This is a genomic window from Streptomyces sp. NPDC085596, from assembly GCF_044541565.1.
Lineage (GTDB): Bacteria > Actinomycetota > Actinomycetes > Streptomycetales > Streptomycetaceae > Streptomyces.
Genome location: NZ_JBITTC010000003.1, coordinates 560,763 through 583,828 on the forward strand (window position 1 = coordinate 560,763; position 23,066 = coordinate 583,828).

22 protein-coding genes are annotated in these 23,066 nt (G+C 71.3%); 10 read left to right on the plus strand and 12 right to left on the minus strand.

Annotated features, from left to right (window positions below; genetic code table 11):
* Positions 1-77: 77 nt before the first annotated feature.
* The 4 genes from ACIGA3_RS12535 to ACIGA3_RS12550 all read right to left on the minus strand — a co-directional run bounded on the left by ACIGA3_RS12535 (position 78) and on the right by ACIGA3_RS12550 (position 7,890).
* On the minus strand, positions 78-251 hold the full coding sequence (locus ACIGA3_RS12535) for a hypothetical protein (RefSeq protein ID WP_399713721.1): 174 nt from the start codon (positions 249-251) through the stop codon (positions 78-80).
* Between the two features lie 192 nt (positions 252-443).
* The gene (locus ACIGA3_RS12540) at positions 444-785 is read right to left on the minus strand and encodes an STAS domain-containing protein (protein WP_399713724.1); all 342 of its coding nucleotides are present in this window, start codon (positions 783-785) and stop codon (positions 444-446) included.
* A 151-nt stretch (positions 786-936) separates the two neighbouring features.
* On the minus strand, positions 937-1,506 hold the full coding sequence (locus ACIGA3_RS12545) for a hypothetical protein (RefSeq protein WP_399713727.1): 570 nt from the start codon (positions 1,504-1,506) through the stop codon (positions 937-939).
* A gap of 171 nt (positions 1,507-1,677) precedes the next feature.
* A complete protein-coding gene (locus ACIGA3_RS12550; RefSeq protein WP_399714022.1) occupies positions 1,678-7,890 on the minus strand; it encodes a DNRLRE domain-containing protein in 6,213 nt (2,070 codons plus the stop codon).
* Positions 7,891-8,334: 444 nt separating this feature from the next.
* Here ACIGA3_RS12550 and ACIGA3_RS12555 point away from each other — a divergent pair, with 444 nt between their 5' ends.
* Positions 8,335-9,504, plus strand: a complete 1,170-nt coding sequence (locus ACIGA3_RS12555; protein WP_399713729.1) for a DUF2993 domain-containing protein — start codon at positions 8,335-8,337, stop codon at positions 9,502-9,504.
* A 1-nt stretch (position 9,505) separates the two neighbouring features.
* Here the strand turns inward: ACIGA3_RS12555 and ACIGA3_RS12560 are convergent, their stop codons facing one another.
* Positions 9,506-10,300, minus strand: a complete 795-nt coding sequence (locus tag ACIGA3_RS12560; protein WP_399713731.1) for a TetR/AcrR family transcriptional regulator — start codon at positions 10,298-10,300, stop codon at positions 9,506-9,508.
* 236 nt (positions 10,301-10,536) lie between these two features.
* Here ACIGA3_RS12560 and ACIGA3_RS12565 point away from each other — a divergent pair, with 236 nt between their 5' ends.
* The 3 genes from ACIGA3_RS12565 (at position 10,537) to ACIGA3_RS12575 (ending at position 14,013) form a co-directional block, all read left to right on the plus strand.
* On the plus strand, positions 10,537-12,249 hold the full coding sequence (locus ACIGA3_RS12565) for an MFS transporter (protein ID WP_399713734.1): 1,713 nt from the start codon (positions 10,537-10,539) through the stop codon (positions 12,247-12,249).
* Between the two features lie 71 nt (positions 12,250-12,320).
* Positions 12,321-13,433 (plus strand): aminotransferase class V-fold PLP-dependent enzyme, encoded by a 1,113-nt coding sequence (locus ACIGA3_RS12570; protein ID WP_399713737.1) that lies wholly within the window; start codon positions 12,321-12,323, stop codon positions 13,431-13,433.
* A gap of 70 nt (positions 13,434-13,503) precedes the next feature.
* Positions 13,504-14,013 (plus strand): SRPBCC family protein, encoded by a 510-nt coding sequence (locus ACIGA3_RS12575; protein WP_399713739.1) that lies wholly within the window; start codon positions 13,504-13,506, stop codon positions 14,011-14,013.
* Between the two features lie 3 nt (positions 14,014-14,016).
* Here ACIGA3_RS12575 and ACIGA3_RS12580 read toward each other — a convergent pair whose 3' ends face one another.
* A complete protein-coding gene (locus ACIGA3_RS12580; protein ID WP_399713742.1) occupies positions 14,017-14,259 on the minus strand; it encodes a DUF6479 family protein in 243 nt (80 codons plus the stop codon).
* 210 nt (positions 14,260-14,469) lie between these two features.
* Here ACIGA3_RS12580 and ACIGA3_RS12585 point away from each other — a divergent pair, with 210 nt between their 5' ends.
* A complete protein-coding gene (locus tag ACIGA3_RS12585; RefSeq protein WP_399713745.1) occupies positions 14,470-14,640 on the plus strand; it encodes a DUF5670 family protein in 171 nt (56 codons plus the stop codon).
* Positions 14,641-14,721: 81 nt separating this feature from the next.
* Here ACIGA3_RS12585 and ACIGA3_RS12590 read toward each other — a convergent pair whose 3' ends face one another.
* Entirely contained in the window at positions 14,722-15,723 is a 1,002-nt protein-coding gene (locus ACIGA3_RS12590) for a mechanosensitive ion channel family protein (RefSeq protein ID WP_399713748.1), read from the minus strand.
* 274 nt (positions 15,724-15,997) lie between these two features.
* Between ACIGA3_RS12590 and ACIGA3_RS12595 the strand changes: the two genes are divergently transcribed.
* On the plus strand, positions 15,998-16,180 hold the full coding sequence (locus ACIGA3_RS12595; protein ID WP_399713749.1) for a hypothetical protein: 183 nt from the start codon (positions 15,998-16,000) through the stop codon (positions 16,178-16,180).
* 11 nt (positions 16,181-16,191) lie between these two features.
* Here ACIGA3_RS12595 and ACIGA3_RS12600 read toward each other — a convergent pair whose 3' ends face one another.
* Positions 16,192-16,509, minus strand: a complete 318-nt coding sequence (locus ACIGA3_RS12600) for a GH36 C-terminal domain-containing protein (RefSeq protein WP_399713752.1) — start codon at positions 16,507-16,509, stop codon at positions 16,192-16,194.
* A gap of 40 nt (positions 16,510-16,549) precedes the next feature.
* Positions 16,550-17,023, minus strand: coding sequence for a MarR family winged helix-turn-helix transcriptional regulator (locus tag ACIGA3_RS12605; RefSeq protein WP_399713755.1), 474 nt, complete (start codon positions 17,021-17,023; stop codon positions 16,550-16,552).
* A gap of 95 nt (positions 17,024-17,118) precedes the next feature.
* Here ACIGA3_RS12605 and ACIGA3_RS12610 point away from each other — a divergent pair, with 95 nt between their 5' ends.
* Positions 17,119-19,251, plus strand: coding sequence for an MMPL family transporter (locus ACIGA3_RS12610; RefSeq protein WP_399713757.1), 2,133 nt, complete (start codon positions 17,119-17,121; stop codon positions 19,249-19,251).
* Between the two features lie 26 nt (positions 19,252-19,277).
* On the opposite strand, the gene ACIGA3_RS12615 is transcribed toward ACIGA3_RS12610, so the two are convergent.
* The gene (locus ACIGA3_RS12615) at positions 19,278-19,835 is read right to left on the minus strand and encodes a hypothetical protein (RefSeq protein ID WP_399713759.1); all 558 of its coding nucleotides are present in this window, start codon (positions 19,833-19,835) and stop codon (positions 19,278-19,280) included.
* Positions 19,836-19,880: 45 nt separating this feature from the next.
* Positions 19,881-20,264 (minus strand): VOC family protein, encoded by a 384-nt coding sequence (locus ACIGA3_RS12620; RefSeq protein ID WP_399713762.1) that lies wholly within the window; start codon positions 20,262-20,264, stop codon positions 19,881-19,883.
* 104 nt (positions 20,265-20,368) lie between these two features.
* Here ACIGA3_RS12620 and ACIGA3_RS12625 point away from each other — a divergent pair, with 104 nt between their 5' ends.
* A complete protein-coding gene (locus ACIGA3_RS12625) occupies positions 20,369-20,701 on the plus strand; it encodes an antibiotic biosynthesis monooxygenase family protein (RefSeq protein ID WP_399713765.1) in 333 nt (110 codons plus the stop codon).
* A 33-nt stretch (positions 20,702-20,734) separates the two neighbouring features.
* On the opposite strand, the gene ACIGA3_RS12630 is transcribed toward ACIGA3_RS12625, so the two are convergent.
* Positions 20,735-21,796 carry an enoyl-CoA hydratase/isomerase family protein gene (locus ACIGA3_RS12630; RefSeq protein ID WP_399713768.1) on the minus strand — a complete coding sequence of 354 codons (1,062 nt, stop codon included), beginning with the start codon at positions 21,794-21,796 and terminating at the stop codon, positions 20,735-20,737.
* 181 nt (positions 21,797-21,977) lie between these two features.
* Here ACIGA3_RS12630 and ACIGA3_RS12635 point away from each other — a divergent pair, with 181 nt between their 5' ends.
* Both ACIGA3_RS12635 and ACIGA3_RS12640 read left to right on the plus strand, forming a co-directional pair.
* Positions 21,978-22,325, plus strand: coding sequence for a tetratricopeptide repeat protein (locus ACIGA3_RS12635; protein ID WP_399713771.1), 348 nt, complete (start codon positions 21,978-21,980; stop codon positions 22,323-22,325).
* A gap of 96 nt (positions 22,326-22,421) precedes the next feature.
* Positions 22,422-23,066 carry a peptide deformylase gene (locus tag ACIGA3_RS12640; protein ID WP_399713774.1) on the plus strand — a complete coding sequence of 215 codons (645 nt, stop codon included), beginning with the start codon at positions 22,422-22,424 and terminating at the stop codon, positions 23,064-23,066.

Consider the following 23,066-nt stretch of genomic DNA (forward strand, 5'->3'; position numbering starts at 1 on the left):
CGCTTCGGTTGCCCGTGGGTCTCGCACATATGCGTGAACGTTCGAATCGAACGACGGTGCTACTGGAGCGGGCCGGTTCAGGGCGCGGCGAAGCAGACGAAATGGCCGTCCAGCAGGGTGACTTGAACGCCCTCGGTGAACGCGACGGCGGTGGCGGCGAGTTGGTCCGGGTCGGCGTGCGCCCCATGAGCCGACCCGCACGCGGTCGCGTGCGGGTCGGCCGGTGTCAGCGGCAGGATGTCGACCAGCATCGCCCGTACGGTGGCCAGCCCTGGAGCGGGGTGGTCACGGCGCGAGCGCTTCGCGGTCCGCCGACCGGGCGGGCGCGGGAATGCCGCACACGGTGTTCCGCACGACGTTCCCGGCGCCGGTGCGGATCACCGGCTCCGAGTCGGCGGTGGTCGCGGGAGGGGCGGGGCAGGGCAGGGCGCGGTAGGGCGCCCCTACTCCTCGATGACGGCCACCACGTCGAGCCCGGCGTTGCGGAGGGTCCGCTGGACCGCGCGGCGGGGGCCGCGGATGGTCAGGGCGGCGGGTTCCGGGCGCAGGGTGGCTCCGCGCAGGAGGGCGTAGGCGCAGGCCAGGTCGATGCGGGTCACCTGGCTCATGTCCACGGTCCACGCGGCCGCCGTGTGGAGTGGCGGGGCACCGAGGACCTCCTCCAGTTCACGCAGGGCGTCGGCACCGATGTCCCCGGCCAGGATCAGCTCGGGCAGCCGGACATCGGCGGCCGAGACCGTCAGGACAGGCCCGATCGGCGGCACGAAAGGCGGTTCGGCTGCCATGGTGACCTCCTTCGCAGCCGGAGGCGGAACACTGCTCTGCCTCCATGGTCCCTCAGGACACCGGCTCCGTGCCCGGCGAACGGCACGAGAAGGCGGCCCAGGAGGCAGAGCTGCTCGACGGCCTCCGGGTGGAGCCGGAGGTCCAGGGGTGTCAGTCGAAGCAGCCGGTCTTCGCCCCGTCCGTCTCGGAGCCGACCTCTATCTCGAATCCGGAGCCCGAGTCGAACTCCGGACCGGCCTTGTAGCCGTGCTCGATCTTCAGCTGGCGGGCGGTGGTGAACTGCACGGTCAGCAGCAGGGCGTCACCGTCCCCGCCCTTGGTGAAGCACAGTCCCGCCGTTGTTTCGGGGGTGTCCGGGTCTGAAGGGTCGTGCTGCAGGCGCCAGCCGTCCGCCTCGGCGGTGGTGCGGTAGAAGTCCACGACCTCCTGCCGGGAGCCGGGGAAGGCGTGGACGCGCGCGGCGTACAGCCAGGCGTCGCCGCTGTCGTCGATGCAGTGCGAGTCGACCGAGTCGAGCCCCTTGGGGGCGGTCGCACCCTCGGGGGCGGAGTCGAGGATCGACTGGGAGCGCAGGTCCTTCAGCCGCGCCGCGGTGTCGTCACAGGTGTTGAACGGGGACAGCGAGGAGCAGCCGGTCAGGCCGGCGGTGAGCAGGGCGGTGGCCAGGAGCAGTGCGCCGGCCGGGGCGAGCGGCCGGGTGAGGTGCGTCCGGGGTTGCACGGGGTCTCCCGAGGGTCTTGGGTGGGCGGGCTGGGTAGGGGGAAGAGCAGCCTGAGCGAGGAGAGAGTAAGGCGATGCCGGGGCCGGCCCCCTGGAGGGGCCGGCCCCGGCACACGGTTGTTGCCGGCTCAACCTGTCACGGGACGGAAACGCCCCACGGCAGGCCCGGGATCACCTGGCCAGGTACCCGTGGCTGTAGAGCCAGCTGCCGGCGCTGTACAGATACTGGAACAGATAGCCGCGGCTGTTGTAATAGCGCATCCAGTACCGGTTGTAACTGCTGGCGACGAAGTTGCGCGCCACCCTGTTGTTGTACTGGTCCTTCCGGGAGTCGCGGCTCGTCTGCCCGTACTCGTGGGCGTCGCCGAGCCGCTTGGCGGCACGCCAGCCGAAGAAATAGGTCAGCGCGGACATCCAGATGAAGTGCCGCAGGGCGTTGTTCCGGGACTTGCTGCCGGGGAGCTTCCACAGCAGGACGCCGGACAGCATCGTGGCGAAGGCGCAGCCGCCGCTGCCCAGGCTTCTGCATGCCTTGGCCTCCTCGTACTTCTTGCGCCAGGCCGAGACACGGCCGTCCAGGTCGAACTGGTTGACCGGGTCGGCGTTGGCGTAGTCGTAGGCGTTGGCGCTGCCGCCCCGGACCGGGTCGAGGGACAGGAAGCGTCCGGTCGCCGGGTCGTACAGGCGTGCGCCCATGAGCTTCAGACCGGTGAGGGTCTCCGACGAGCGCTGGTGCGCGCCGAGCCAGTCGTAGCGGGTGGCCGCCTGTCCCGGCCGGGGGTTGCCGAACTCGTCGGCGTCCAGCACCGTGGGGGCGACCGCCGTGTCGGCCGGCAGCTGCAGGGTGATGTCGCCGTGCAGGTTGGCCAGCTGGAGGACCGTACCGCCGGTCTTGGCGGTGGTCGCCGCCAGGTTGCTGTCCGGACCGACGACGTTGCGGGTGACCGCGCCGCCGCTCGTGCTCTCCACGATCCAGCGGGGGCTGTCCCCGTCGGAGTCGTAGTGGTTCAGACGGGAGCCGGTCTGGGTCCAGGTGCCCGAGGCGTTGGACTCCGTGGTCCAGGACCGGTTGCGCAGGGTGGCGTCCAGCGTCCAGGTCTGCCGCTCGGTGCCCGCCGTCTGCTGCCGCACCAGGTCGTTCACGTGGTACGCCAGTGTGGTGCCCGGCTTGGCGGTGGTGCGGCCGAAGGCGTCGTAGACGTAGCCGGTGCCGATCAGCCGGTCGCCGGTGTCGTAGGTGTAGGACGTGGTGGTGGCGCCGGAGGTGGTGCAGTCGGCGTTCACCGCGGCGGTGGCCGTGGCCAGCGTCTTGCGGTTGGAGTTCTTGTCGAAGGTGTAGGCGCGGGTGGTGCAGACCGCGTCGGTGGCGGTGTCCTGCGCCTGGGTCAGCCGGCCTGCCTTGTCGTAGGTGTACGCCTGGGAGGCGGTGACACCCGGGGTTCCGGCGTGGGTGGCCGTCTGGCCGTGCACCGTCTCGGTGACGCTGTCGGCGATCACCACGGAGCTGTCGCTGTTGCGGGTGACCGTGCGAGCCGTGGCCGTGCCCGCGGGGTCGATGACGTCCTTCGTCGTGTAGCCGCCGGGCAGGCCCTGGGTGACCAGTTCGCCGTCCTCGTCGTACCGGGCGGTGAACGTGCCGGCCACGGAGTCCGTCATCGAGGTGAGCAGACCGCGCGGGTCGACGCCGGTGTCGTAGGTGTAGGTGGTGGTCGACGGCACGTTGTCGGTGACGGTCGTCGGCCGGTCGAGCGCGTCGTACCTGGTGGTGGTGGTGCCCCCGTCCGCGTCGGTGTACGTCATCTGACGCCCGAGCTTGTCGTAGGTTCTGCTGATGGTGCCGCCGGTCGGTGAGGTGGTGCTGACCGGAAGACCGGTGGCGTCGTCGAAGGCCGTGGTGCCCACCGGGACGGCCGTGCCGACACCGCCGGAAATGGTCAGGGTGGTGACCCGGGCCGCCGAATCGTAGCCCGTCGTGGTGGTGCGGGTGACCCCGTTGGCCGTCTCGATGATCTTGGTGGCCTGGCCGAACAGCCCGTACTCCAGGACCTTGGTCGGCAGCTGCGCCGGGTTGGAGCCGCCGCCGGTGATGTCGGCGGCCGGGGCGAGGCGGCAGATCTGGTCCGCCCACTCCGGCTTGCCGCCACAGGTGCCGGTGCCGTCCGCGGTGTAGTACGTGACGATCGTCGTACCGGCATCCGAGCCGTTGGACGCGGGCTGCGACTCGCGGCTCACCCGGCCCTGGGCGTCGTAGCCGGTGGTCGTGGTGATCGCCAGGCCACCCGGGTCGACGGTGGAGCTGGTCGGCTGGCCCTTGGCCCAGTCGTAGGCGGTCGTGGTGACCCGCGGGTCTGCCGTCGAGGTGGGCCAGGATCGGGGCTGCGCGCCCACCGTGACCTTGGTGACCTGGTCACGGACGACAGCGGTGCCGTCGCTGGGACGTCCCGAGTCGAACTCCCGGACGGTGTGCTGTCGCGCCATCAGCTGGGTGCCGGCGGCTGCCAGCGTGGTGCTACCGCTGGTCAGGTTCGCCGCCAGGGTGACGCGGTGCAGCGGCCCGTAGGTGTCCGTCTCCCGTTCCCCGTTCGCGTCGAACACCGACCCGTTCGACAGCAGCTGGGCGCGCTCGGCGGAGGCCAGGGACATGATGCCCAGGTCCGTCAGCTTGTCCTTGAGCGTGTCCGTGGCACCGAGCGCGAGCTCGCGGTTGGCCGCTGACAGGGTGCGGACCACGTTGCCGAAGCGGTCGTACTCGGTGACCGACAGGCGGTGGCCCGGTTCGGCCTTGTTCACCGCGCGGCCGCTGGCGTCCAGGTAGTTGATGCCGGCCCGGCCGTAGTCACCCGCGGCGAGCGAGGAACCCTCGTTGGAGGCGGGTACCTGGTCGGGTGGGAAGACCGCCGTGGCGTCGGTGGGGATGTCCGACTGACCCCATGAGGCCGTGGCGGCGGCGCCCAGGTTCTCCGGCGCCGCGGAGCCGGTCAGCGGCACTCCGTAGACGACGTTGGTGGCGGCGGTGCCGTTGGTCTGGTCGGCGCTGCCCGGAGTGAGCGTCGCCCGGGAGACGTTGAGCAGCATGCCGGGGCCGGACGCCGGGCTGGCCCCCGCCTCGCCGTAGGCGAACGACCACGGCAGCTGGCCCGCGGGCTTGAGCGAGGTGACCCGCCCGGCCGAGTCGTAGCCGTACTCGGTCTTCAGCGCCGGGGAGATCCGCGGGTCCCAGGTCTCGCGGAGCCGGCCGTCGGCGTCGTAGGCGTAGCGCGCGACCGTGGTCGCGGTGGACGCCGAGGCGCCGGGGGCGGTAGCCCACAGCCTGACCGAGGACACCTGGTCCTTCACGTCGCCGAACGCCGAGGACGTGGCAGTGGTGGAGGTCGCGTAGACGAACTCCAGGACGCGGCAGCCCTTGACGGCGGAGTCGGCGGCGCAGGAGGAGTTGGACACCGCCGAGTTGCCGGCGATGATCTTCTTGGGCCGGGCGATCTTGGTGTCACCGACCGTGATCGTCTCCGAGACCGTGGTGGTCGTGGAGTTGTCCACGCCCTCGATCCAGGTCGTGTCGGCCCGCCAGGTGGTACCGCCGGCCTCGACGGGGACGAATGTGGTGGTGCCGCCCTCGGTGCTCTTCAGGGTGAAGTCGCCGCCGAAGCCGCCGGTGAGGGCGTAGTCCTCGGAGCCGGGCTCCGCGATCCACCCGGTGCGCGCCGCGTTGGCGGTGAAGTGCATCTGGCTGTCGTCACCGGAGAGGCCGATGCTGAGCGAGGTCGCCGAGGTCTTGTGCAGGTACGAGAACGGGGTGGTGATCTGGTCGGCCGCGGCGCTGTACAGCCACTCCTTGCCGAAGATCGGGGCCTGCTCGTTGGCGGCCCCCGCCTGCGGGGAACGGGAGGAGGCGCTGCGGGTGACGCTCATGCCGAAGAACGAGGCGTCGCCGCCGGGAAGCGTGTAGTCACCGGTCAGCAGGTTGACCGAGCCGGGGCCGATGCTCTCGGTGGCCGCGCCGTCGGCGTTGCGGTCCACCACGATGTCGACCGGGTCGGAGGCGCTGGCCGCGCCCGCGCTCCCGGTGAACTGCGCGCGGATCTGGACGACGCCGTCGGGGTCGACGGTCGTGGTGGCGTTCCAGGTGAGCTTCGGGGTCTTGCCGGAGGAGAGCGCAAGCGGCCAGGAGGCCACCGGGGTGCCACCGGAGGTCACGTCGCCGGCCGGGAGGTTCACCCAGTCGTCGGCGTCGCCGCGCCGCCATTGGAAGGTGACCGCGTCGAACTTCGGTGACTCGGCCTCCGCCGCCAGCGGCACCCGGGCCGCGGTGCGGGTTCCGTCGTCGGGCAGCGTCACACCGCCGGGGCCGACGTGGAAGGTGTACGAGACCGGGTCGGACTTGTTCTCCGCCTTGTCCGTGGCCCGGACCTGGAGGACGTTGGTACCGGCCTTCTCGGGCGCCAGGGTGATCTTCACCGGGGTGGTGCCGCTGGTCGGGATCTTCTCCCAGACCGCGCCGTCCAGCGACCACTCGATGCCGTTCTGGTCACCGGACGGCGGGGTGACGGTGAAGTCGCCGCTCTGGCCGACGCCCTTGACCCAGGCGTTGGCCGGGTAGTCGGTGGAGGTCACCGCACCGGGCGCGGAGGGGGCGCTGGTGTCCACGGTGAAGTACGCGTAGGCGGACCAGCCGGTGTTGTAGTGCAGGCCGTCGTACGGCGACGTCCGGAACTTGTACGTCTTGCCGTTGGCCAGGAGCCCCGAGGGCACCTTCACCGCGGCCGGCTGCCCGGAGGCCACGAACGGCGAGACCAGGACGTCCCCGACCTGCGCACCGGTGGAGTTGTCGAAGATCTGGAAGGTGCCGTCGACCTTGTCGTTGTTGGGGTCGACGAAGGTGTCCTGCAGGGTCGGCGTCGTGGTGTTGGCGAACCACGTACCGCCGGAGTCCTTGAAGAACGGCGGGCCGGCCTGCTGGTCGGTGCCGGTGCGCGGGCGGTAGTTGTAGTTCACCACCAGCTTCGGCGGGTTCGCGGCCGCGTTGGCGGAGTTCACCCGCTTCCACTGCGGGATCACCGACTCACTCGTGGCTCGCAGACCCATGTGCCCGCGCGTGACCTTCGCCGACGCCCACTCCTGCGCCAGCGTGGTCACATCCGCGTTGATCCACCCGTCAGGAGCCGCGGTGCAGGACTGATTGCCGCGGGTCTCGGTGGAAGTGGCCTTCTTCGCCGTCATCGTCGGCCGGTTCGACCACCGGCTGGACGTCGATGCCGCCGGAGAGGACCACACCTCCCACGACTGGGGCGTGCAGTCGGTGTTGCCCGAGTGGAAGTTCCACAGCGACAGCTTGGCGCTGGAGACGAGCGCGTCGACGATCGGCGACGTGTTCCAGGAGACGAACGACTGCGCGGTGCGCGGTGTGCCGTCGGGGTTGGTCGTGCCAGGGTTGCCGAAGTCCAGCTCCGTGTCCGTGGACAGGTCGACCGTCTCGCCCTGCTGGACATAGGTGTCGAAGACGTTCGACAGCGACGACGTCGACGGGTCGACCGTCACCGGATACCGGGTGCCGGGGTCGGCGAGGAACTTCGCGTCCGGCGTGATCACCAGATCCACGCCGCCCTTGGCCTTGACGACCTTCATGGCGACCCTGGCCCGGTTGAGATTCTCACCGGAGCGCTTGTCGACGGACGCGTCCCACATGGTTGGCGCGGGCATGACAGCCCGTTTTCTGTTCCTGCGGTCGGTGAAGAGCACACTGCCGTCCGCCGACTGCTTCGCCTTCAGCCCCTTGGCCCTCAGCGGCAGCGTGTAGGAGTAGCCGCCGGCAGCCGGCCTCTTCTTGATCTCGACGAACTGCTCGAAACCGGTCCGGGTCGCCTCCACCACCACATCCGCGCCCGGCACCGCCTCGGGATACTCGGCGCGCGTGCCGTGCAGCCTCGGCTCCGGCAGCCCGCCCTTCCACTGCAGCGTGATCTGCTCACTGCCCTCACCCAGCGTCACCAGGTCGACGGCCTTCGCCTGCTGAGCCGCCCTCAGCGACGCGACAGGCACACCGGTCCTACCCGCGAGCCGCAGGCCGTTGGGGTGGGCCACCGGCTCCACACCCGTCCCCGACTCGCGCAGGCTCACGTCGATGTCGACCCACTTGCCGTCCCGCTCGAACCGCTCCGGGCCCGCCGACAGCTCCGTCGTCAGAGTGCCGTTCTTGTTCACCCACGTCCGCGACGTCTCGGTGCGCTCCGACAGCGCCTCCACCCGATGGCCCGACAGGCGCGCCGCGACCCTGGCCGACGCGACGTCCGCCGCGGTGGCCGCCGCAGTCGCCTTCGGCTTCGGCGCTCCACCGGGCCGCTCACCAGGCGACGCGGCAGCCGTGCCCTCCAGCAGCGACACCGACATCAGCACCGCCAGCCCGCCCGCGACCCAGCGCAGACCGCGGCTCTTTCCCTGCCACTTCCGTCCCCTCCCTCGAGAGGACAGCACTTCAGGTCTCACGAATCTCCCTGTGGATCAGCTATGTAAAGGAACAGTGATCGATTCGCAAAGTAACCCCAGACACAACAGCATCAAGATCACTAAAAACGGGCGCTACGGGGCACCGTCGCCCTGACGCCCCGTCATGATTTCCATCACATTACGTAATGTCACAAATCCGGAGAGATACATTCCGGATTCGTCGAGCCAGGCCGAGAACCCGATGGCGCCCTGGCCGCACGTGAACGCCACATGATCCACCGCACCCCTTCACCCACGCCACGTGTCCCCGTCACAGCGGTGTGAGAACCGTCGCCCGCCAAGGGCTGAACTTGCGTCCGACCTGCGGTGACGTGTTTGGGTGGCGTGATGCGCTCCTCCACTCGCCCCGCGTCGCACCGCTCGATGAACGACCAGGAACACGCCGTATCCGATGGGCAGTCAGGAGACCGGCAGCCTCCCGGCCGCCGCAAGGCCGGGGGGAAGCGCCCTCGCAGGTTCAAGAACCTGCGGCGCCTGGTGAAGGCGGGCATCGCGGTCGCCGTCGCACTGGCCTTCCTGGTGCTGGGCGACCGGTTCGCGGTGCTCTTCGCGGAGCGGAAGACCGAGGACCAGCTGCAGAAGTCGCTGCACCTGGAGGCCGCGCCGCAGGTGGACATCGACGGTTTCCCGTTCCTGACCCAGGTGCTGGACAAGCGGATCGACACCGCGCACGTCACCGTCCCCGACCTCGCCGCCGACCGGGTGTCACTGGCGAGGGTCCACGCCACGGCGCACGACGTACGGCTCGACGGTGAACTCCCCTCCCACCTCAAGGGCGGCACCGTCCGCTCCCTCGACGGGGACGTACTGCTCTCGTTCGAGGACCTCGACCGTGAACTGGGCGCTTCGCAGGTGGAGTTCAGCCGCCTGGGCCCCGGCGCGATCAAGGCCGACGGGCAGCTACCGGTCGCCGGACAGCGCCTCGGAGTGCACGCGGAGGCGCGTATCGGGCGGTCCGGTGACCGTGGGGTGTCGACCGGCATCAGCCGTATGCGCCTCGACATCGGGGACGTGGCCGTCTACCGCCCCGGCCGCGACGCGGGGCTCCAGCTCACCCCCGAGGCGGCGCGCGCCGTCGCCGAGCAGCGGGACAAGGTGCGGGCCATGCTGGCCGTGCCGGTGATCGCGGAGCGCGCCGGGATCGACCGGTCGCAGATCCGCGACGCGATGCGCAGCGAGTCGGCCCTGACGCGGCTCACCGGCACGCCGGGGTTCGTCGGCAAGCTGATGCAGGTCAACCTGTTCGACGTGGTCGCCGAGCAGCCCGACCTGCCCGCGAAGCTCGGCATCGACCCCAAGCTGCTCGGCGCGGTACGGGGCGTCACCAAGCCCCAGCTCGCGGACCGGCTCAACCTGTCCTTCCAGCTGCCGAGGACGCCGGGCGACATCCGTATCCAGCGGATCACGGTGGAGCGGGACGGCATCCGGGCCCACCTCAGCGGGGGTGCGCTGCCCTTCGGTGACACGACGAAGGCGCGGGCGGAGGGCGGGCGCTGAGTCAGACGTCCGGTGTCGCCTCGGCTGCCGCGTCCGGCAGGTAGCTCGCCAGCCCCCGCAGGATGATCTCCAGACCGATGTCGAACCGCTCGTCGGAGGAGTCGGTCACCATCACGTCGGCCAGTGCGCGCAGGTGGGGGAAGTCCGCGGGGGGCAGGGACGCGAAGTAGTCCTGCATCTCGCCGGCCATCTCGCGCCAGTCCGGGCGGGCCAGTGAGGAGTCGCCGTCGTCGGGCCGGGCGGCGGCCCGGTCCTGCCACATGCCCTCCTCCAGGACGAAGCCGTCGATGTAGGTGGAGATGAGGTCACCGGCCTCCGCCGCGATCCGGTCGGGCAGCCCCGCCGTGCGGAATATGGCGAGCAGCCCCTCGACGTGCGGCAGCAGTTCGGCCGTGAAGGGGACGTGCGCCATGGAGATCCGGGCCACGTCCCGGTGGGACAGCAGGCGCTTCCGCCCGGCGCGCGCGTAGTCCCGGATCTGCTCGCGCCACCGCTCGGGGTCGGGCTCGGGCATCCGGAAGCCGTCGAAGAGCCGGGTGTACATCAGCTCCAGCAGGTCGTCCTTGGAGCTGACGTACGCGTAGAGGGCGGAGACCGTGACGCCCAGTTCGGCCGCCACCTGGCGCATCGAGAGCCCGTCGAGCCCCTGGCGGTCCAGTACCGCGAAGGCCGCCTCGACGATCCGCTCGCGCGACAGCGGGGTGCGCTGGGGTGCCGTCTGCGGGCGGGCGGGACGCTCGCGCTCCCAGGGGGACGGCGGAGGGGGTGCGGAGTTGCCGGCGGCCGCGTCGCTCATGGGGACAGTCTAGGGCCGCCGGAGAACAGTGTTCACGGCTGGTGAGCGGCACTTGTCCACACCCAACGCGATATATCTTGTCCTCGCGGCCCACTTGCGCTATATCTTAATGAACAGCGTTCTCCGGGTGAGCACTGTTCTGCTACGGTGAACAGTGTTCTCCAGCTTGATCCGTCCGTCCCACCGCGCCCACGGCTCATCACCGGGTGCCGCGGCCCCTTCCGCGAGGAGTACCGATGTCCACCACCGGTGTCGCGTCCGCCGAGACGCCCACTGACTCACCAGCGCCCTATCGGTGGCGCTGGGCTGCGCTCTTCGTGATCCTCGCGGCCGAGGTGATGGACCTCCTGGACGCCGTCGTCACGAACATCGCCGGCCCCTCCATGCGCGCCGACCTCGGCGGCAGCGCCTCCACCCTCCAGTGGCTCGCCGCCGCGTACACGCTCTCGATGGCCGTCGGCCTGGTCACCGGCGGCCGCCTCGGCGACATCCACGGCCGCCGCAACATGTTCCTGGTGGGCGCCGCGGGGTTCACCGTGGGCTCGCTGCTGTGCGCGGTGTCGGTGTCCCCCGAGATGCTGATCGGCGCCCGCGTCATACAGGGGCTCTTCGGCGCGGTGATGCTGCCGCAGGGCCTCGGCATGATCAAGGAGATGTTCCCGCCGAAGGAGTCGCAGAAGGCGTTCGGCATGTTCGGCCCGGTCATGGGGCTGTCCGCGGTCTCCGGGCCGATCCTGGCGGGCTGGCTCGTGGACGCCGACTACTTCGGCACCGGCTGGCGGATGATCTTCCTGCTGAACCTGCCGCTGGGCGCCGCCGCCCTCATGGGCGCCGTGCGCTACCTGCCGAAGACCCGTTCCGAGAGCAAGCCGCGGCTCGACATCCCCGGCATGCTCCTGGTCTCGCTGGCCGCTCTGCTCCTCATCTTCCCGCTGGTCCAGGGCCGTGAGTACGACTGGCCCGTGTGGACCTTCGTGATGATGGCCGCCTCGGTCGTCGTCTTCGTCGCCTTCGCCCTGTACGAGTCGCGGCGCAGCAGGGCGGGCCGGGACCCGCTGGTGGTCATCAGCCTCTTCCGCAAGCGCGGCTTCAGCGGCGGCATGATCCTCGGGCTGGTCTTCTTCTCCGCCACGCAGGGCTTCATGCTGGTCTTCAACCTCTACACCCAGATCGGGCTGGGCTATTCGCCGCTGAAGGCTGGCCTGGTGATGGTGCCCTGGTCGGGCGGCATGATCGTCGGCTTCGGGCTCGCCCAGGCGGTCACCCGGTTCGGCCGCGCCGTGCTCCAGGGGGGCGCGCTGGTCATGGCGGCCGGCGTGTTCGGTGTGTGGCTGACCCTGGATCTCGCGGGCAGCGGTGTCGGCCCCTGGCAGCTCCTGCCCTCGCTGCTGGTCACGGGTATCGGGATGGGCCTGCTGATGGCGCCCTTCTTCGACACCGTGCTCGCCAGCGTCGAGCAGCATGAGACGGGTTCGGCGTCGGGCACCATGACCGCGGTCCAGCAGCTCGGCGGCGCCTTCGGTGTGGCCATCCTCGGCACCGTGTTCTTCGGCCTGCTGGGCGGCGGCATCGCCACCGCCGTCGACCAGCACTCGGACGGCCTGCGCAAGCAGTTGACCGCCGCGCATGTCGCGCCGGCCGCTCAGGACCGCGTCGTGGCGGATCTGCGCACCTGCGCCTCGGACCGCGCGGTCGCCAAGGACCCGGCCGCGACCCCGGCCTCCTGCGTGACGCTGGAGAAGGACACCCGGTCGGTCATCACCTCGCCGCAGGACGGCGCCCGGATACCGGCCGCGCTCCAGACCACCGCGACATCGGCCTTCCAGGGCGGCTTCGGTTCCGTCATGAAGACGGTGCTGTGGATCGTGGACGGGATGCTCGTCCTGACGTTCCTGCTCGCCTTCCTCCTGCCGCGCCACGCGCGCCCCGAGGAATCCGCCGGGCACTGAGCGACGGGGCGGGGCGGGCATTCCCACGGCGGGGATGCCCGCCCCGCCCTGCACCAGGGAGGATGAGCCCCGTGCTCACTTCGTACGCAGCCCACTTCGACACACCTGCCGGGTATCTCGACTTCGCACGGTTCGGCCCGCCCTCGCGGGACGCCGTGGACGCCACCGCGCGTGCCCTGGCGGAGTCCGCCCGCGCGGACCACACCACCGTGGACGGTCTGATGCGCGCGGAGGAGACCGCGCGGGACACGGCCGCTCGCCTCGCGGGCACCGACGCCCGGCACACCGTGCTGCTGCCGAACGCGTCCACCGGCCTCTTCCATGCCGCACTCGGCATCCGGGAAGGCGCGGTCCTCGTGCCCCGCACCGACTTCCCGGCCAACCACTACCCGTGGCGCCGCACCGCCGGCCTGGGCCGGGTCGCGCCCCGCTGGCTGGACCCGGAGCCCGGCGGCGGGGTGACTCCGGAACTGGTCCGGGCGGCGTTGACCGAGGATGTCGTCGCCCTGTCGGTGAGCGCCGTGGACTTCCGTACCGGCTTCCGGGCGGATCTGGCGGGGCTGCGCGAGGCGATCGGGCCGGACCGGCTGCTGATCGTGGACGCCATCCAGGCGTTCGGCACGGCCGAGTTGCCGTGGGACGCGGCCGACGTGGTGGTGGCGGGCGGCCAGAAGTGGCTGCGCGCGGGATGGGCCACGGGCTTCGCCACCCTGTCCGACCGCGCGCTGGAATCCCTGGAGCCGGTCCTCACCGGCTGGACGGGCGTGGAGGAGGTCGGCCTCTTCGACGGCGCGGAACACCCGCCCGCCCCGGACGCGCACCGGTGGTCGATCACCAACCTCAGCCCGGTGACGGCCGCCGCGTTCGCGGCCGCGCTGGACCTCGTCGAGCGGCACACCGTAGGAGCGATCGAGGCCGCGATCGCCGAGCGGGTCGGCGAACTCACCGAGGTGATCGGGGAGTACGGAGGCCGGGTCCTCTCCCCCACCGACCCGGCGCGGCGCGCGGGCATCCTCTCCTTCACGGTGCCGGACCGCGACCCGTCCCTCGTGGCGAAGGCGCTGCACGCCGAGGGCGTCACCCCCACGGTGCGCGCCGACTCGCTCAGGCTCTCCCCGCACGCCTCGACCCCGCGGGAGGTGTGTGACCGGGTCGCGGCCGCTCTGTCGGCGCTGGGGACCTGACCCGGCCGGATGGGCCGTGCCATGATTCCTACCCGGCAGTAGCTTCGTGTTCGCGGTAGGAGGCAGCGCAGTGGCCCGTGTGTTGAGTGTGAGCGACAGCATCGTCATCGACGTCTCGCCGGAGGTCGCCTACCGGGCGGTGAGCAACCCCGGCGACATGGGCCGCTGGAGCCCGGAGAACCTGGGCACCACCCCCGGCTCGGCGGACGGCCCGGCCGAGGTGGGCGCCAGCTTCGTCGGACGGAACAAGCGCGGAAGGTTCCGCTGGGTGACCCGGTGCACGGTCACTGCGGCCGAACCGGGCCGTCACTTCGCCTTCCGGGTCCACGCGATCGGCGTCGGCCGCCCGCGCCTGCGCGGCCCCATCGCCACCTGGGAGTACCGCTTCGAGCCGGCCGGCGAGGGCACCCGCGTCACCGAGACCTGGACCGACGACCGCCGCGCCTGGCCCGACCTCGCGGCGGGTGCCTTCGACCGCGTCGTCACCTCGGGCAGCACCTTCGCCGACTTCCAGACCCGCAACATCCGCACCACGCTGCGCAACCTCAAGCGGGAGCTGGAGCGGCAGCCCGCGCGGTAGCGGTCAGCGGCGGTGGGTGTGGTTCTCCGGGTTGTCCTCCGGGGTCTGCCAGCCGACGCCCGGGTGCTCCTGGGGGCCGCGGCGGGCCTCGGCGCCGGGGGGCGGGGTGGAGAGGCGGCGCGAGCGCGCGCGTCGGCTGCCCAGCAGGAACCCGCCGAGCAGGATCACGGCGACGATCACGCCCACGACCAGGAGCCAGAGCGCGCTCTTGCCGGACGCGGCGAGGAATTCAGCAGCGATGTTCATGCAGGGCGGTTACCCCCGCGCACGCGGAGAATCCCCCTTCACCGGCCCTGTCAGCCCTCCCCGTGCCCGCACCGCACCGAACGGGGCACCGCACCACCGGGGACCTGCACCGCAACACGTCCTCATGCCCTTCAAGTCGTGCGGATAACTTGACAGTTGTGTGCGTGTATTCCCTGGTCAGGGGCAATCGGTGGTCAGGAGGTTATGACAATGGTTCCTTTGATTCTGGTTCTTCTGCTGGCTCTGATCCTCTTCGGCGCGGGCTTCGCCCTGAAGGCGCTGTGGTGGATAGCGGTGATCGTCCTGGTGGTGTGGCTGGTCGGCTTCTTCGTGCGTCCGTCGGGCAGCGGTGGCCGTCGAGGCCGCTGGTACCGCTGGTAGGCGGACAGCGCGCGGACGTTGGATGACATGACGAGGGGCCCGGCCTTGGGTAGGCCGGGCCCCTCGTCGTGTGCGGGAGGTTCAGCGGGCGACGACGGCCGCCTCCGGGTCCTCGTTGCGCAGCCAGATGGTGCGCTGCGGGAACGGGATGTCGATGCCGGCGGCGTCCAGCGCGTCCTTCACCCGGCGGCGCAGCTCACGGGTGACGGCCCACTGCTGGAGGGGCACGGTCTTCACGGCGAGGCGGACGACGACCCCGTCCGCGTCCAGCGACTGCACACCCCACACGCTGGGGTCCTCCAGCAGCACGCCGGCGAAGGCCGGGTTCTGCCGCAGGGTGCGGCCGGCGTCCTCCAGCACCTGGTAGACGGTGTCGAGGTTGGCGTCGTAGGCGACGGCGACGTCCAGGACGGCGCGGGCCCAGTCCTGGCTGTCGTTGCGGACGCGGAGGACCTCGCCGTTGCGGATGTGCCACAGGCCGCCATTGAGGTCGCGGACGTGGGTCAGGCGCAAGCCGATGTGCTCGACCTCGCCGATGGCCTCGCCGAGGTCGACGGTGTCGCCGACGCCGTACTGGTCCTCGACCATGATGAGCAGGCCGGAGAGGTAGTCGGCGACCAGGCTCTGCGCGCCGAACCCGATGGCGAGGCCGACCACTCCGGCGCTGGCCAGCAGGGGTCCGAGCGCGATGCCGACCTGGTCGAGGATCATGGCCGTGCCGAGCAGGGCCAGCACGATCGTGACTCCGCTGCTGAGCACCGAGCCGATGGTGCGGGCGCGCTGCTCGCGGCGCTGGGAGGCGCGGGAGCGGTCGCGCAGCAGGACGGCGGCTCCGCGTCCGGAGCGGCGCGGCGGCCGGGACTCGCCCTCGTCGCCGGAGGGTTGCAGGATGTGCTGGACCACGCGGGTGATGGCCCGCTTGGCGACCCAGCGGATCACCCCCAGGACGACGACGATGAGGGCGATGCGCAGCGGCACCTCGACCAGCGCCGTGGTGTGCTCCTCCAGCCAGTTCGGCCAGGACGCGGCCAGCTGCGTGGCTCCGGACGCGCCGGGCTGTGGGGAAAGGTGCGGTGTCGGCACAACAACTCCGTGTTCGATGGCTTTCTGACTCGTCGGCCGCGTCTACCCTCGAATTCGGAATACATGATCATCTAAGCTGCGCGGTTCGCGCCGGGTCCCCGGGCGCGCGTTGTCGGTACCGCCCTTTAAGGTGTCGTGTGCCCGTTCCTGGCCGGGCGTTCCTCGGGGCCGCCGTCTTTCGGCCGTTGATGGTCCGGCCTCGGCAGGTGACCGTCACCCGTCCCGTCGCGCCCCCCACCACCCGGCGACCCACTGGAAAAGAGCAGACCCCGTCATGTTCACCGACACCCCCATCTTCAGCCGTCTCGTCGCCGAGCGCGGCGACGTCCCCGCCGAGGTGCGGGGCGAAGCCGACCGCATACACCGCGACCTGGCTCGGGTGATGCCTCCTGGTACCGGTCTGCCCACCGCCTCCTCGCACGGGCCCGGCCCGATGGGTCCGCCCGCCGCCCGCTGACGGGTCCCCGGCTACACCACCCTGCGCAGGCGCACCAGCGCGCTCGCGCAGTCGCCGTCCGGCAGGCCGGGGATGGTCAGGCCGAAGCCCGCGAGGGTCGCTCCCGACCATTCCGCGCCGGTGTCCTCGTCCCGGTAGCGGGCGCCGGGGTCCAGGCCCCGCAGCCGGAGCGGCGGGTGCGCGGGACCGAAAAAGGCGCTGGGCCGCCACACCAGCACCACCGTCCGGTCGGCGTCGGGATCGACGTACTGGACGGCGGTCAGGGCGCCTTCGCCCGGTGCGAGCAGCCGGTACTGGTGTCCGTGCCGCACCAGCGGGCGGATGAGCATTTCCTGACGTGACCCGGAGACGTCGCCGCCTTCGAACCCCTCAGCGCTCCGCCGCGAGTTCGTGGTTGAGGACCTGGAGGAACTCGGCGACGGTGTCGAGCTGTTCCGGGGTGAAGCGGCGCCGGGCCGCCTCCGTGCCGCGGGCGAGGGGGCTGAAGTACTCGCGGGCCAGGGTGCGTGCCCCGGAGTTGTAGTGCAGGTGCACCACTCTGCGGTCGGCGCTGTCCCGGACGCGGCTTATGTGGCCGGCGCGCTCCAGGCGGTCCAGGCACGCCGTGACGGCACCCGAGGTGAGGTTGAGACGTTCGCGCAGGCGGGACGGGGTCATGGGCTCGCCGTCCAGGGCCGAGGCGTCCATGATCGCGCCGAGCGCGTGGATGTCCGTGGCGTGGAGACCGTGCGCCTGGGCAAACGCGTGGGCGATGCGGTTGATCTCGCTGTTCAGGGTCCGCAGGAGGACGGCGTACCCCTGGAGGTCGCTGGGAAGACGCTCGTCCGGGCGTTCGGGCTGCATGCCTGCAAGGATATGATCTCCAGATCCCTCAATCATTGAGATACTTTGTGATTGAGCTACTTGCTCGGCATCCGTCCACTCCTCCTGGGGAGCGAATGAACTCCGTACGCCGACCGGTCCGCTGGCTGGTCCCTCTCGTCCTCGTGCTCGTCTGGCTCGGCCTGGGCGGAGCCTTCGGCTCCTACGCGGGCAAGCTCGGCGAGGTGTCGACCAACGACCAGACCGCGTTCCTGCCGCGCAGCGCCGAGTCCACGAAGGCCGTCGCCCTCCAGAAGGAGTTCGAGCGGCGGGAGACCCTGCCGGCCGTCGTGGTCTGGACCGGGAAGGACGGCGGCAGGATCACCCCGGCCCAGCGTGAGGCGGCCACCCGGGCCCTGGCATCGCTCGCCGGCACCGAGGGCGTCGTGGGCAGACCCTCCCCCGCCCTCCCGTCCAAGGACGGGGCCGCGCTGGAGGGTGTCGTCCCGCTCAGCCCCGAGCTGGGCAAGCGCGTCACCGATGTGGTGGACCGGGTCGAGCGGGCGGCGACGGGCGTCGACGGTACGCGCGCCCAGGTCGCCGGGCCGGCCGCCACGCAGGCCGACCTCACCCACGCCTTCGGCGGCATCGACGGCATCCTGCTGGGCGTGGCGCTGGCGGCGGTGCTGGTCATCCTGCTGCTGGTGTACCGCAGCGTGCTGCTGCCGTTCGTCGTCATCCTCAGCTCGGTGTTCGCACTCGGCATCGCCTGCGCGATCGTCTACGTCCTCGCCGACCACGGTGTCGTACGGGTGGACGGCCAGGTGCAGGGCATCCTGTCGATCCTGGTGATCGGCGCGGCCACCGACTACGCCCTGTTGCTCACCGCCCGCTTCCGCGAGGAGCTGGCACGGGGCGCCGCGCGGGCGGAGGCGGCCCGGGGCGCGCTGCGCGGCTCGTTCGGCGCGATCACCGCCAGTGCCGCCACCGTGGCGCTCGGGCTGCTCGCGCTGCTGCTCAGCAACCTGACGAACAATCGCGCCCTGGGCCCGGTGGGCGCGATCGGCATCGGGTGCGCGGTGCTGACGACGCTCACCTTCCTGCCCGCCGTGCTCGCCCTGCTGGGTCACGCCGCGTTCTGGCCGGCCAAGCCCCGCCCGGCCGACGCGGCGACGGGCGGCCACGGCATCTGGCGCCGGGTGGCGCACCGGGTCGACAGCAGTCCCCGGAAGGTGTGGCTGGCGACCTGTGTCGTCCTGGTCGTGGGGGCCGCCTTCTTCCCCGCGCTCAAGTCCAAGGGTGTCCCGCTGGACGAACTCTTCGTCAACGACGCCCCGTCCGTCTCCGCGCAGCAGACGCTCGGTGAGCACTTCCCCGGCGGCTCCGGGCAGCCCGTGGTCGTCATCGCGGACGCGGCCGAGCGCGCGGAGGTGACCGCGGCGGCGGAGAAGACGCCCGGTGTCGCCTCGGCGGCCGCCCTGAGCGCGACCGGCGAACCGGGCGGCGCGCCCCGAGTGGTGGACGGCCGGGTACGCGTCGACGCCACCCTGACCGACGCGCCCGACAGCGACGCCGCCAAGCGGACCGTGCAGCTGCTGCGCGACCGGCTGCACACCCTCGACCCCGGTTCGCTGGTGGGCGGCTACACCGCCCAGCAGTACGACACCCAGCGCACCGCCGAGCACGACCGCGACCTGATCGTCCCCGTGGTCCTCCTGATCATCCTGGTGATCCTCGTCGCCCTGCTGCGCTGCCTGCTGCTGCCGGTGCTGCTGGTGGCGACGGTGGCGCTCAACTACCTGGCCACGCTGGGCATCGCGGGCCTGGTCTTCCGGCACGGCTTCGGCTTCTCCGGCACGGACGCGTCGGTACCGCTGTACGGGTTCGTGTTCCTGGTCGCGCTCGGCGTGGACTACAACATCTTCCTGATGTCCCGCGTCCGCGAGGAGACGGTGCGGCACGGCACCCGGGAGGGCATCCTGCGCGGGCTGATCGCCACGGGCGGCGTCATCACCTCGGCGGGCGTGGTTCTCGCGGCGACCTTCGCCGCGCTGATCGTGATCCCGCTGGCGTTCCTCGTCCAGATCGCCTTCATCGTCGCGTTCGGCGTCCTCCTCGACACCCTCGTCGTCCGCTCCCTCCTGGTCCCGGCCCTGGTCCGCGACATCGGCCCGGCGGTGTGGTGGCCCAGCGGGCTCGCCCGCGAACAAGGGGCTGGGCAGGAGCGGGACTTGGGCGAGGAAGGGTCCCCTGTGGAACAGAGGCAGTAGCCCTCTTCGGCGGGGCCGCCGCTCGCTCAGTGCTCGGTCATCAGGGCCCGGCGAGCGGCGGCCAGGAAGACGAACCCCTGCTGGGTCCTGGCCGCTTCCGCAGTCCTGAACTCCCGCTCGCAGACGGCCAAGTCCGCCGTGTCCGCCAAGTCCGCCGTGTCCGCCGAGCGCACGCGTTCACACCAGGCCGTACCCGCGCGGTCCATGCGCCACATGGCCTCGCGGAGGGACTGGACCACCTCGGCCATCTCGTTGGGGCCCGCCATGCTCACCGCGTCCGCGGTCTTGGTGAAGCTGACCCAGCCGTGCTGCGCCTCGGTCGCGTATTGCCGGCGCTGTTCAGGTGAACTGTCATCAGTCAGGAGGCAGTTGACCAGCTTCCACCAGTCGGCGGTCACCTGCTTGGACATCTCGATGCAGGCGAGGTACGCCTCGCGCCGGGTCTGCTCCAGCCGCGTCTCCCGGTCGATCGACCACTGCCGCCGCTGCTGACCGTTCTGGCCGAGCAGCGCGATGAGTCCGCTGCCCGCGCCGCCCAGCACCCCCACCGCAGCGCCGATCACCGCTGCGAGCCCCGCATCCATCCCGCCACGGTAGCCGGGTACCGGCGGGCCTGGAGCGGACTTGGGTCAGACGGGCTTGAGGCGGGTGCGCAGGAGGCAGAACTCGTTGCCTTCCGGGTCGGCCAGGACGTGCCAGGTCTCGGCGCCGGTCTGGCCGATGTCGACCGGGCGAGCGCCGAGGGCGAGCAGTCGCTCCAGTTCGGCGTCCTGGTCGCGGTCGGTGGCGTTGACGTCGATGTGCAGGCGGAGCTTGGCGGGGCGGGGGTCGGTGGTGGGGCTGAGGACGAGCGTGGGCTGGGGCCCGCCGAAGCCGGCGCCGGGCGGCCCGATCTCGATGCTGCCGTCGTCCTCCCTGCCGAGTTCCACATAGCCGAGTACGTCGCTCCAGAACGCGGCGAGCCGCTCGGGATCGGCGACGTCGATGACCAGCTCACTGATGCGGCATGCCATGCGGGTGAGTGTACGGAGGGCTCGCTCACCTACGGCACGCCCGAACGGGCGAATACGGTCCGCCGAGAGCGGCACGCCGGTGCCGTAAGGGGAGCCATTCCAGCATGACCCTTACGGCACATTTCGACACCACGCGCCCGGTGGCCACGCTGATCAACGTGTTCACCGTGGCCCCGGACCGCCAGCTGGAGCTGATCGACCTCCTCGCCCACGCCACGGAGGAGACGATGAAGTACCAACCGGGCTTCATCTGCGCCAACTTCCACGCCTCCCTGGACGGCGAGAGCGTCATCAACTACGCCCAGTGGGAGACCGAGGAGCACTACCGCGCGATGCTGGCCGACCCCGAGGCCAGGGTGCACATGGAGAAGGCGGCCACCATCGCCACCGACGTCCAGCCCCGCCTGTTCCGGGTGGAGTCGGTCCACGCGAGCTGAGGGGGCGGGGCTACTCGTCACGCGGGCGGGCGCTCACCCGCCCACAGCGTCCGCCAGCCCCAGTTCCCGTTCGCCCAGCGGAGCGAAGAACCGTTCCACGTCTGTGTCGGAGACCTCCGCCAGGGTCGCCGGCGTCCAGCGCGGGGTGCGGTCCTTGTCGATGATCTGGGCGCGGACGCCTTCCACCAGGTCGAGGGTGGTCAGCGCCGCGCAGGAGACGCGGTACTCCTGGTCGAGGACGGCCTCCAGGGAGTCGAGCCGGCGGGCGCGGCGGATCGACGCCAGGGTGACCTTCAGGGCGGTCGGGGACCTGGTCAGCAGGGTGTCGGCGGTCGCCTTCGCCTCGGGTGAGCCGTGGTCCAGCAGGCGGGCGATGATCTCCTCGACCGTGTCGGCGGCGTAGCAGGAGTCGATCCACTCCCGCTGGGCGGCCAGTTCGCCGTCCGGCGCCGGACGGCCGTGGCGGGCGAGCACGTCCTCCACGGGGAGTGCGGGGAGGTCGGCCACCAGGTCCGGGACCGCGGCGGACGGTACGTAGTGGTCGGCCAGTCCGCACAGCAGCGCGTCCCCCGCGCCGATCTGCGCGCCGGTCAGCGCCAGGTGGGTGCCCAGTTCGCCGGGGGCGCGGCTGAGCAGGTAGGTGCCGCCGACGTCGGGCACGAAGCCGATGCCGGTCTCGGGCATGGCGATCCTGGACCGCTCGGTGACGACCCGGACACTGCCGTGCGCCGAGATACCGACGCCCCCGCCCATCACGATCCCGTCCATGATGGCCACGTACGGCTTGGGACACCGGGCGATACGGGCGTTGAGCCGGTACTCGTCCCGCCAGAACTCCGCCGAGGCCGTGCCGTCACCATCGCGGGCGTCGTCGTGGACGGCGCGGATGTCGCCGCCCGCACACAGGCCCCGCTCCCCCGCACCCGTGACGACCACCGTCTTCACGGTCGGGTCCCGCTCCCACTCGGTGAGCGCTTCGTCGATGAGCCGGACCATGGCATGGTTCAGGGCGTTGAGGGCCCTGGGCCGGTTCAGCGTGAGGTGGGCGGCACGGCCGATGGTGTGCACCAGTACGGGTGCCTCGGCGCCGGTCATCCGATCGCCTCCAGCAGGCAGTGGGCCACGATGACGCGCATGATCTCGTTCGTTCCTTCCGGGTCCGGTGGAAGCGGGACACCGACGATCTTGCCTCCGCCGGAGCCTCCCGCGACACCCCCCAGCTTTAGTGGAATATTCAACAACCCCCTCGCGTTGTGCCCACCGAAGGAGGTCTCAGGTGGACATCGAGTACTACGAGCACGGCACCGCCGCCGAGCGCTGGGAGCGGGCGGGGATGTTCTTCGACGCCAAGGAATACGCGAGCGCCGCGCGCGTACTGACCGGGCTGGTCGAGGAGGTCCCGGAGCAGACCGCGCCCCGGCTGCTGCTGGCCCGCGCCTACTACCACTCCGCGCAGCTGGGCCGCGCCGAGGCCGAGCTGCGGATCATCGTGGAGCGGGACCCGGTGGAGCACTACGCCCGGCTGATGCTGGGCCGCACACTGGAGCGCCAGTCACGCGGCGAGGAGGCCGCGCCGCATCTGCGGCTCGCCGCCGCCCTCGCGGGTGACTTCCCGCAAGAGTGAGCGCGTCGGGGTGCGCCGTATGAACGGCCGGTTTCGCACCGGTTGTTGGTGCGGCGCGCCCCTCTTCCGCGCAGGCCGGCGTGGCATCCTGGCGCGATGACACCTGTCAGTGATCACGCTCCCCTGGCCGAGCGGGTGGCCGAACTCCTCGCGGCGGGCGGTCCGTTGCCCATCGTCGCGGCCGGGCACCCGGTGCTGCGCCACCCGGCCGAGCCGTACGAAGGCCAGCTCGCCCCCGAGCTGTTGGCCCGCTTCGTGCAGGCCCTGCGCGACACCATGCACGCGGCCCCCGGTGTCGGCCTGGCCGCGCCACAGGTCGGGGTGGGACTGCGGATCGCCGTGATCGAGGACCCGGCACCGGTGCCGGAGGAGATCGCGGTGGCCCGGGGCCGGGTGCCGCAGCCGTTCCGGGTGCTGGTCAACCCCGCGTACGAGGCGGAGGGCACCGAGAACGCGTCCTTCTACGAGGGCTGTCTGAGCGTGCCCGGCTGGCAGGCCGTGGTGACGCGGCACGCGCGGGTGCGGCTGCGCGGGCAGGACGAGCGGGGGCGGGAACTGGACGAGGTGGTCGCCGGGTGGCCCGCCCGGATCGTGCAGCACGAGACGGACCACCTGGACGGAACCCTGTACCTCGACCGCGCCGAGCTCCGCTCACTGTCGACCAACGAGGCGGTGGCGGCCCGCTGGGCGCAGCCGTCACCGGAGGCGGCCGCCGCGGCACTGGGCTTCCAACTCCCGTAA

Excerpts from the sequence above, each read along its gene's own strand:
- ACIGA3_RS12620 (WP_399713762.1), bottom strand. The coding sequence starts at position 20,264 with ATGGCATGCCGCATCAGTGAGCTGGTCATCGACGTCGCCGATCCCGAG.
- ACIGA3_RS12625 (WP_399713765.1), top strand. The coding sequence starts at position 20,369 with ATGACCCTTACGGCACATTTCGACACCACGCGCCCGGTGGCCACGCTG.
- ACIGA3_RS12580 (WP_399713742.1), bottom strand. The coding sequence starts at position 14,259 with ATGAACATCGCTGCTGAATTCCTCGCCGCGTCCGGCAAGAGCGCGCTC.
- ACIGA3_RS12550 (WP_399714022.1), bottom strand. The coding sequence starts at position 7,890 with ATGTCGGTGTCGCTGCTGGAGGGCACGGCTGCCGCGTCGCCTGGTGAG.
- ACIGA3_RS12640 (WP_399713774.1), top strand. The coding sequence starts at position 22,422 with ATGACACCTGTCAGTGATCACGCTCCCCTGGCCGAGCGGGTGGCCGAA.
- ACIGA3_RS12595 (WP_399713749.1), top strand. The coding sequence starts at position 15,998 with ATGTTCACCGACACCCCCATCTTCAGCCGTCTCGTCGCCGAGCGCGGC.
- ACIGA3_RS12540 (WP_399713724.1), bottom strand. The coding sequence starts at position 785 with ATGGCAGCCGAACCGCCTTTCGTGCCGCCGATCGGGCCTGTCCTGACG.
- ACIGA3_RS12535 (WP_399713721.1), bottom strand. The coding sequence starts at position 251 with ATGCTGGTCGACATCCTGCCGCTGACACCGGCCGACCCGCACGCGACC.
- ACIGA3_RS12560 (WP_399713731.1), bottom strand. The coding sequence starts at position 10,300 with ATGAGCGACGCGGCCGCCGGCAACTCCGCACCCCCTCCGCCGTCCCCC.
- ACIGA3_RS12605 (WP_399713755.1), bottom strand. The coding sequence starts at position 17,023 with ATGCAGCCCGAACGCCCGGACGAGCGTCTTCCCAGCGACCTCCAGGGG.
- ACIGA3_RS12585 (WP_399713745.1), top strand. The coding sequence starts at position 14,470 with ATGGTTCCTTTGATTCTGGTTCTTCTGCTGGCTCTGATCCTCTTCGGC.
- ACIGA3_RS12555 (WP_399713729.1), top strand. The coding sequence starts at position 8,335 with ATGCGCTCCTCCACTCGCCCCGCGTCGCACCGCTCGATGAACGACCAG.
- ACIGA3_RS12600 (WP_399713752.1), bottom strand. The coding sequence starts at position 16,509 with ATGCTCATCCGCCCGCTGGTGCGGCACGGACACCAGTACCGGCTGCTC.
- ACIGA3_RS12615 (WP_399713759.1), bottom strand. The coding sequence starts at position 19,835 with ATGGATGCGGGGCTCGCAGCGGTGATCGGCGCTGCGGTGGGGGTGCTG.
- ACIGA3_RS12630 (WP_399713768.1), bottom strand. The coding sequence starts at position 21,796 with ATGACCGGCGCCGAGGCACCCGTACTGGTGCACACCATCGGCCGTGCC.
- ACIGA3_RS12610 (WP_399713757.1), top strand. The coding sequence starts at position 17,119 with ATGAACTCCGTACGCCGACCGGTCCGCTGGCTGGTCCCTCTCGTCCTC.
- ACIGA3_RS12565 (WP_399713734.1), top strand. The coding sequence starts at position 10,537 with ATGTCCACCACCGGTGTCGCGTCCGCCGAGACGCCCACTGACTCACCA.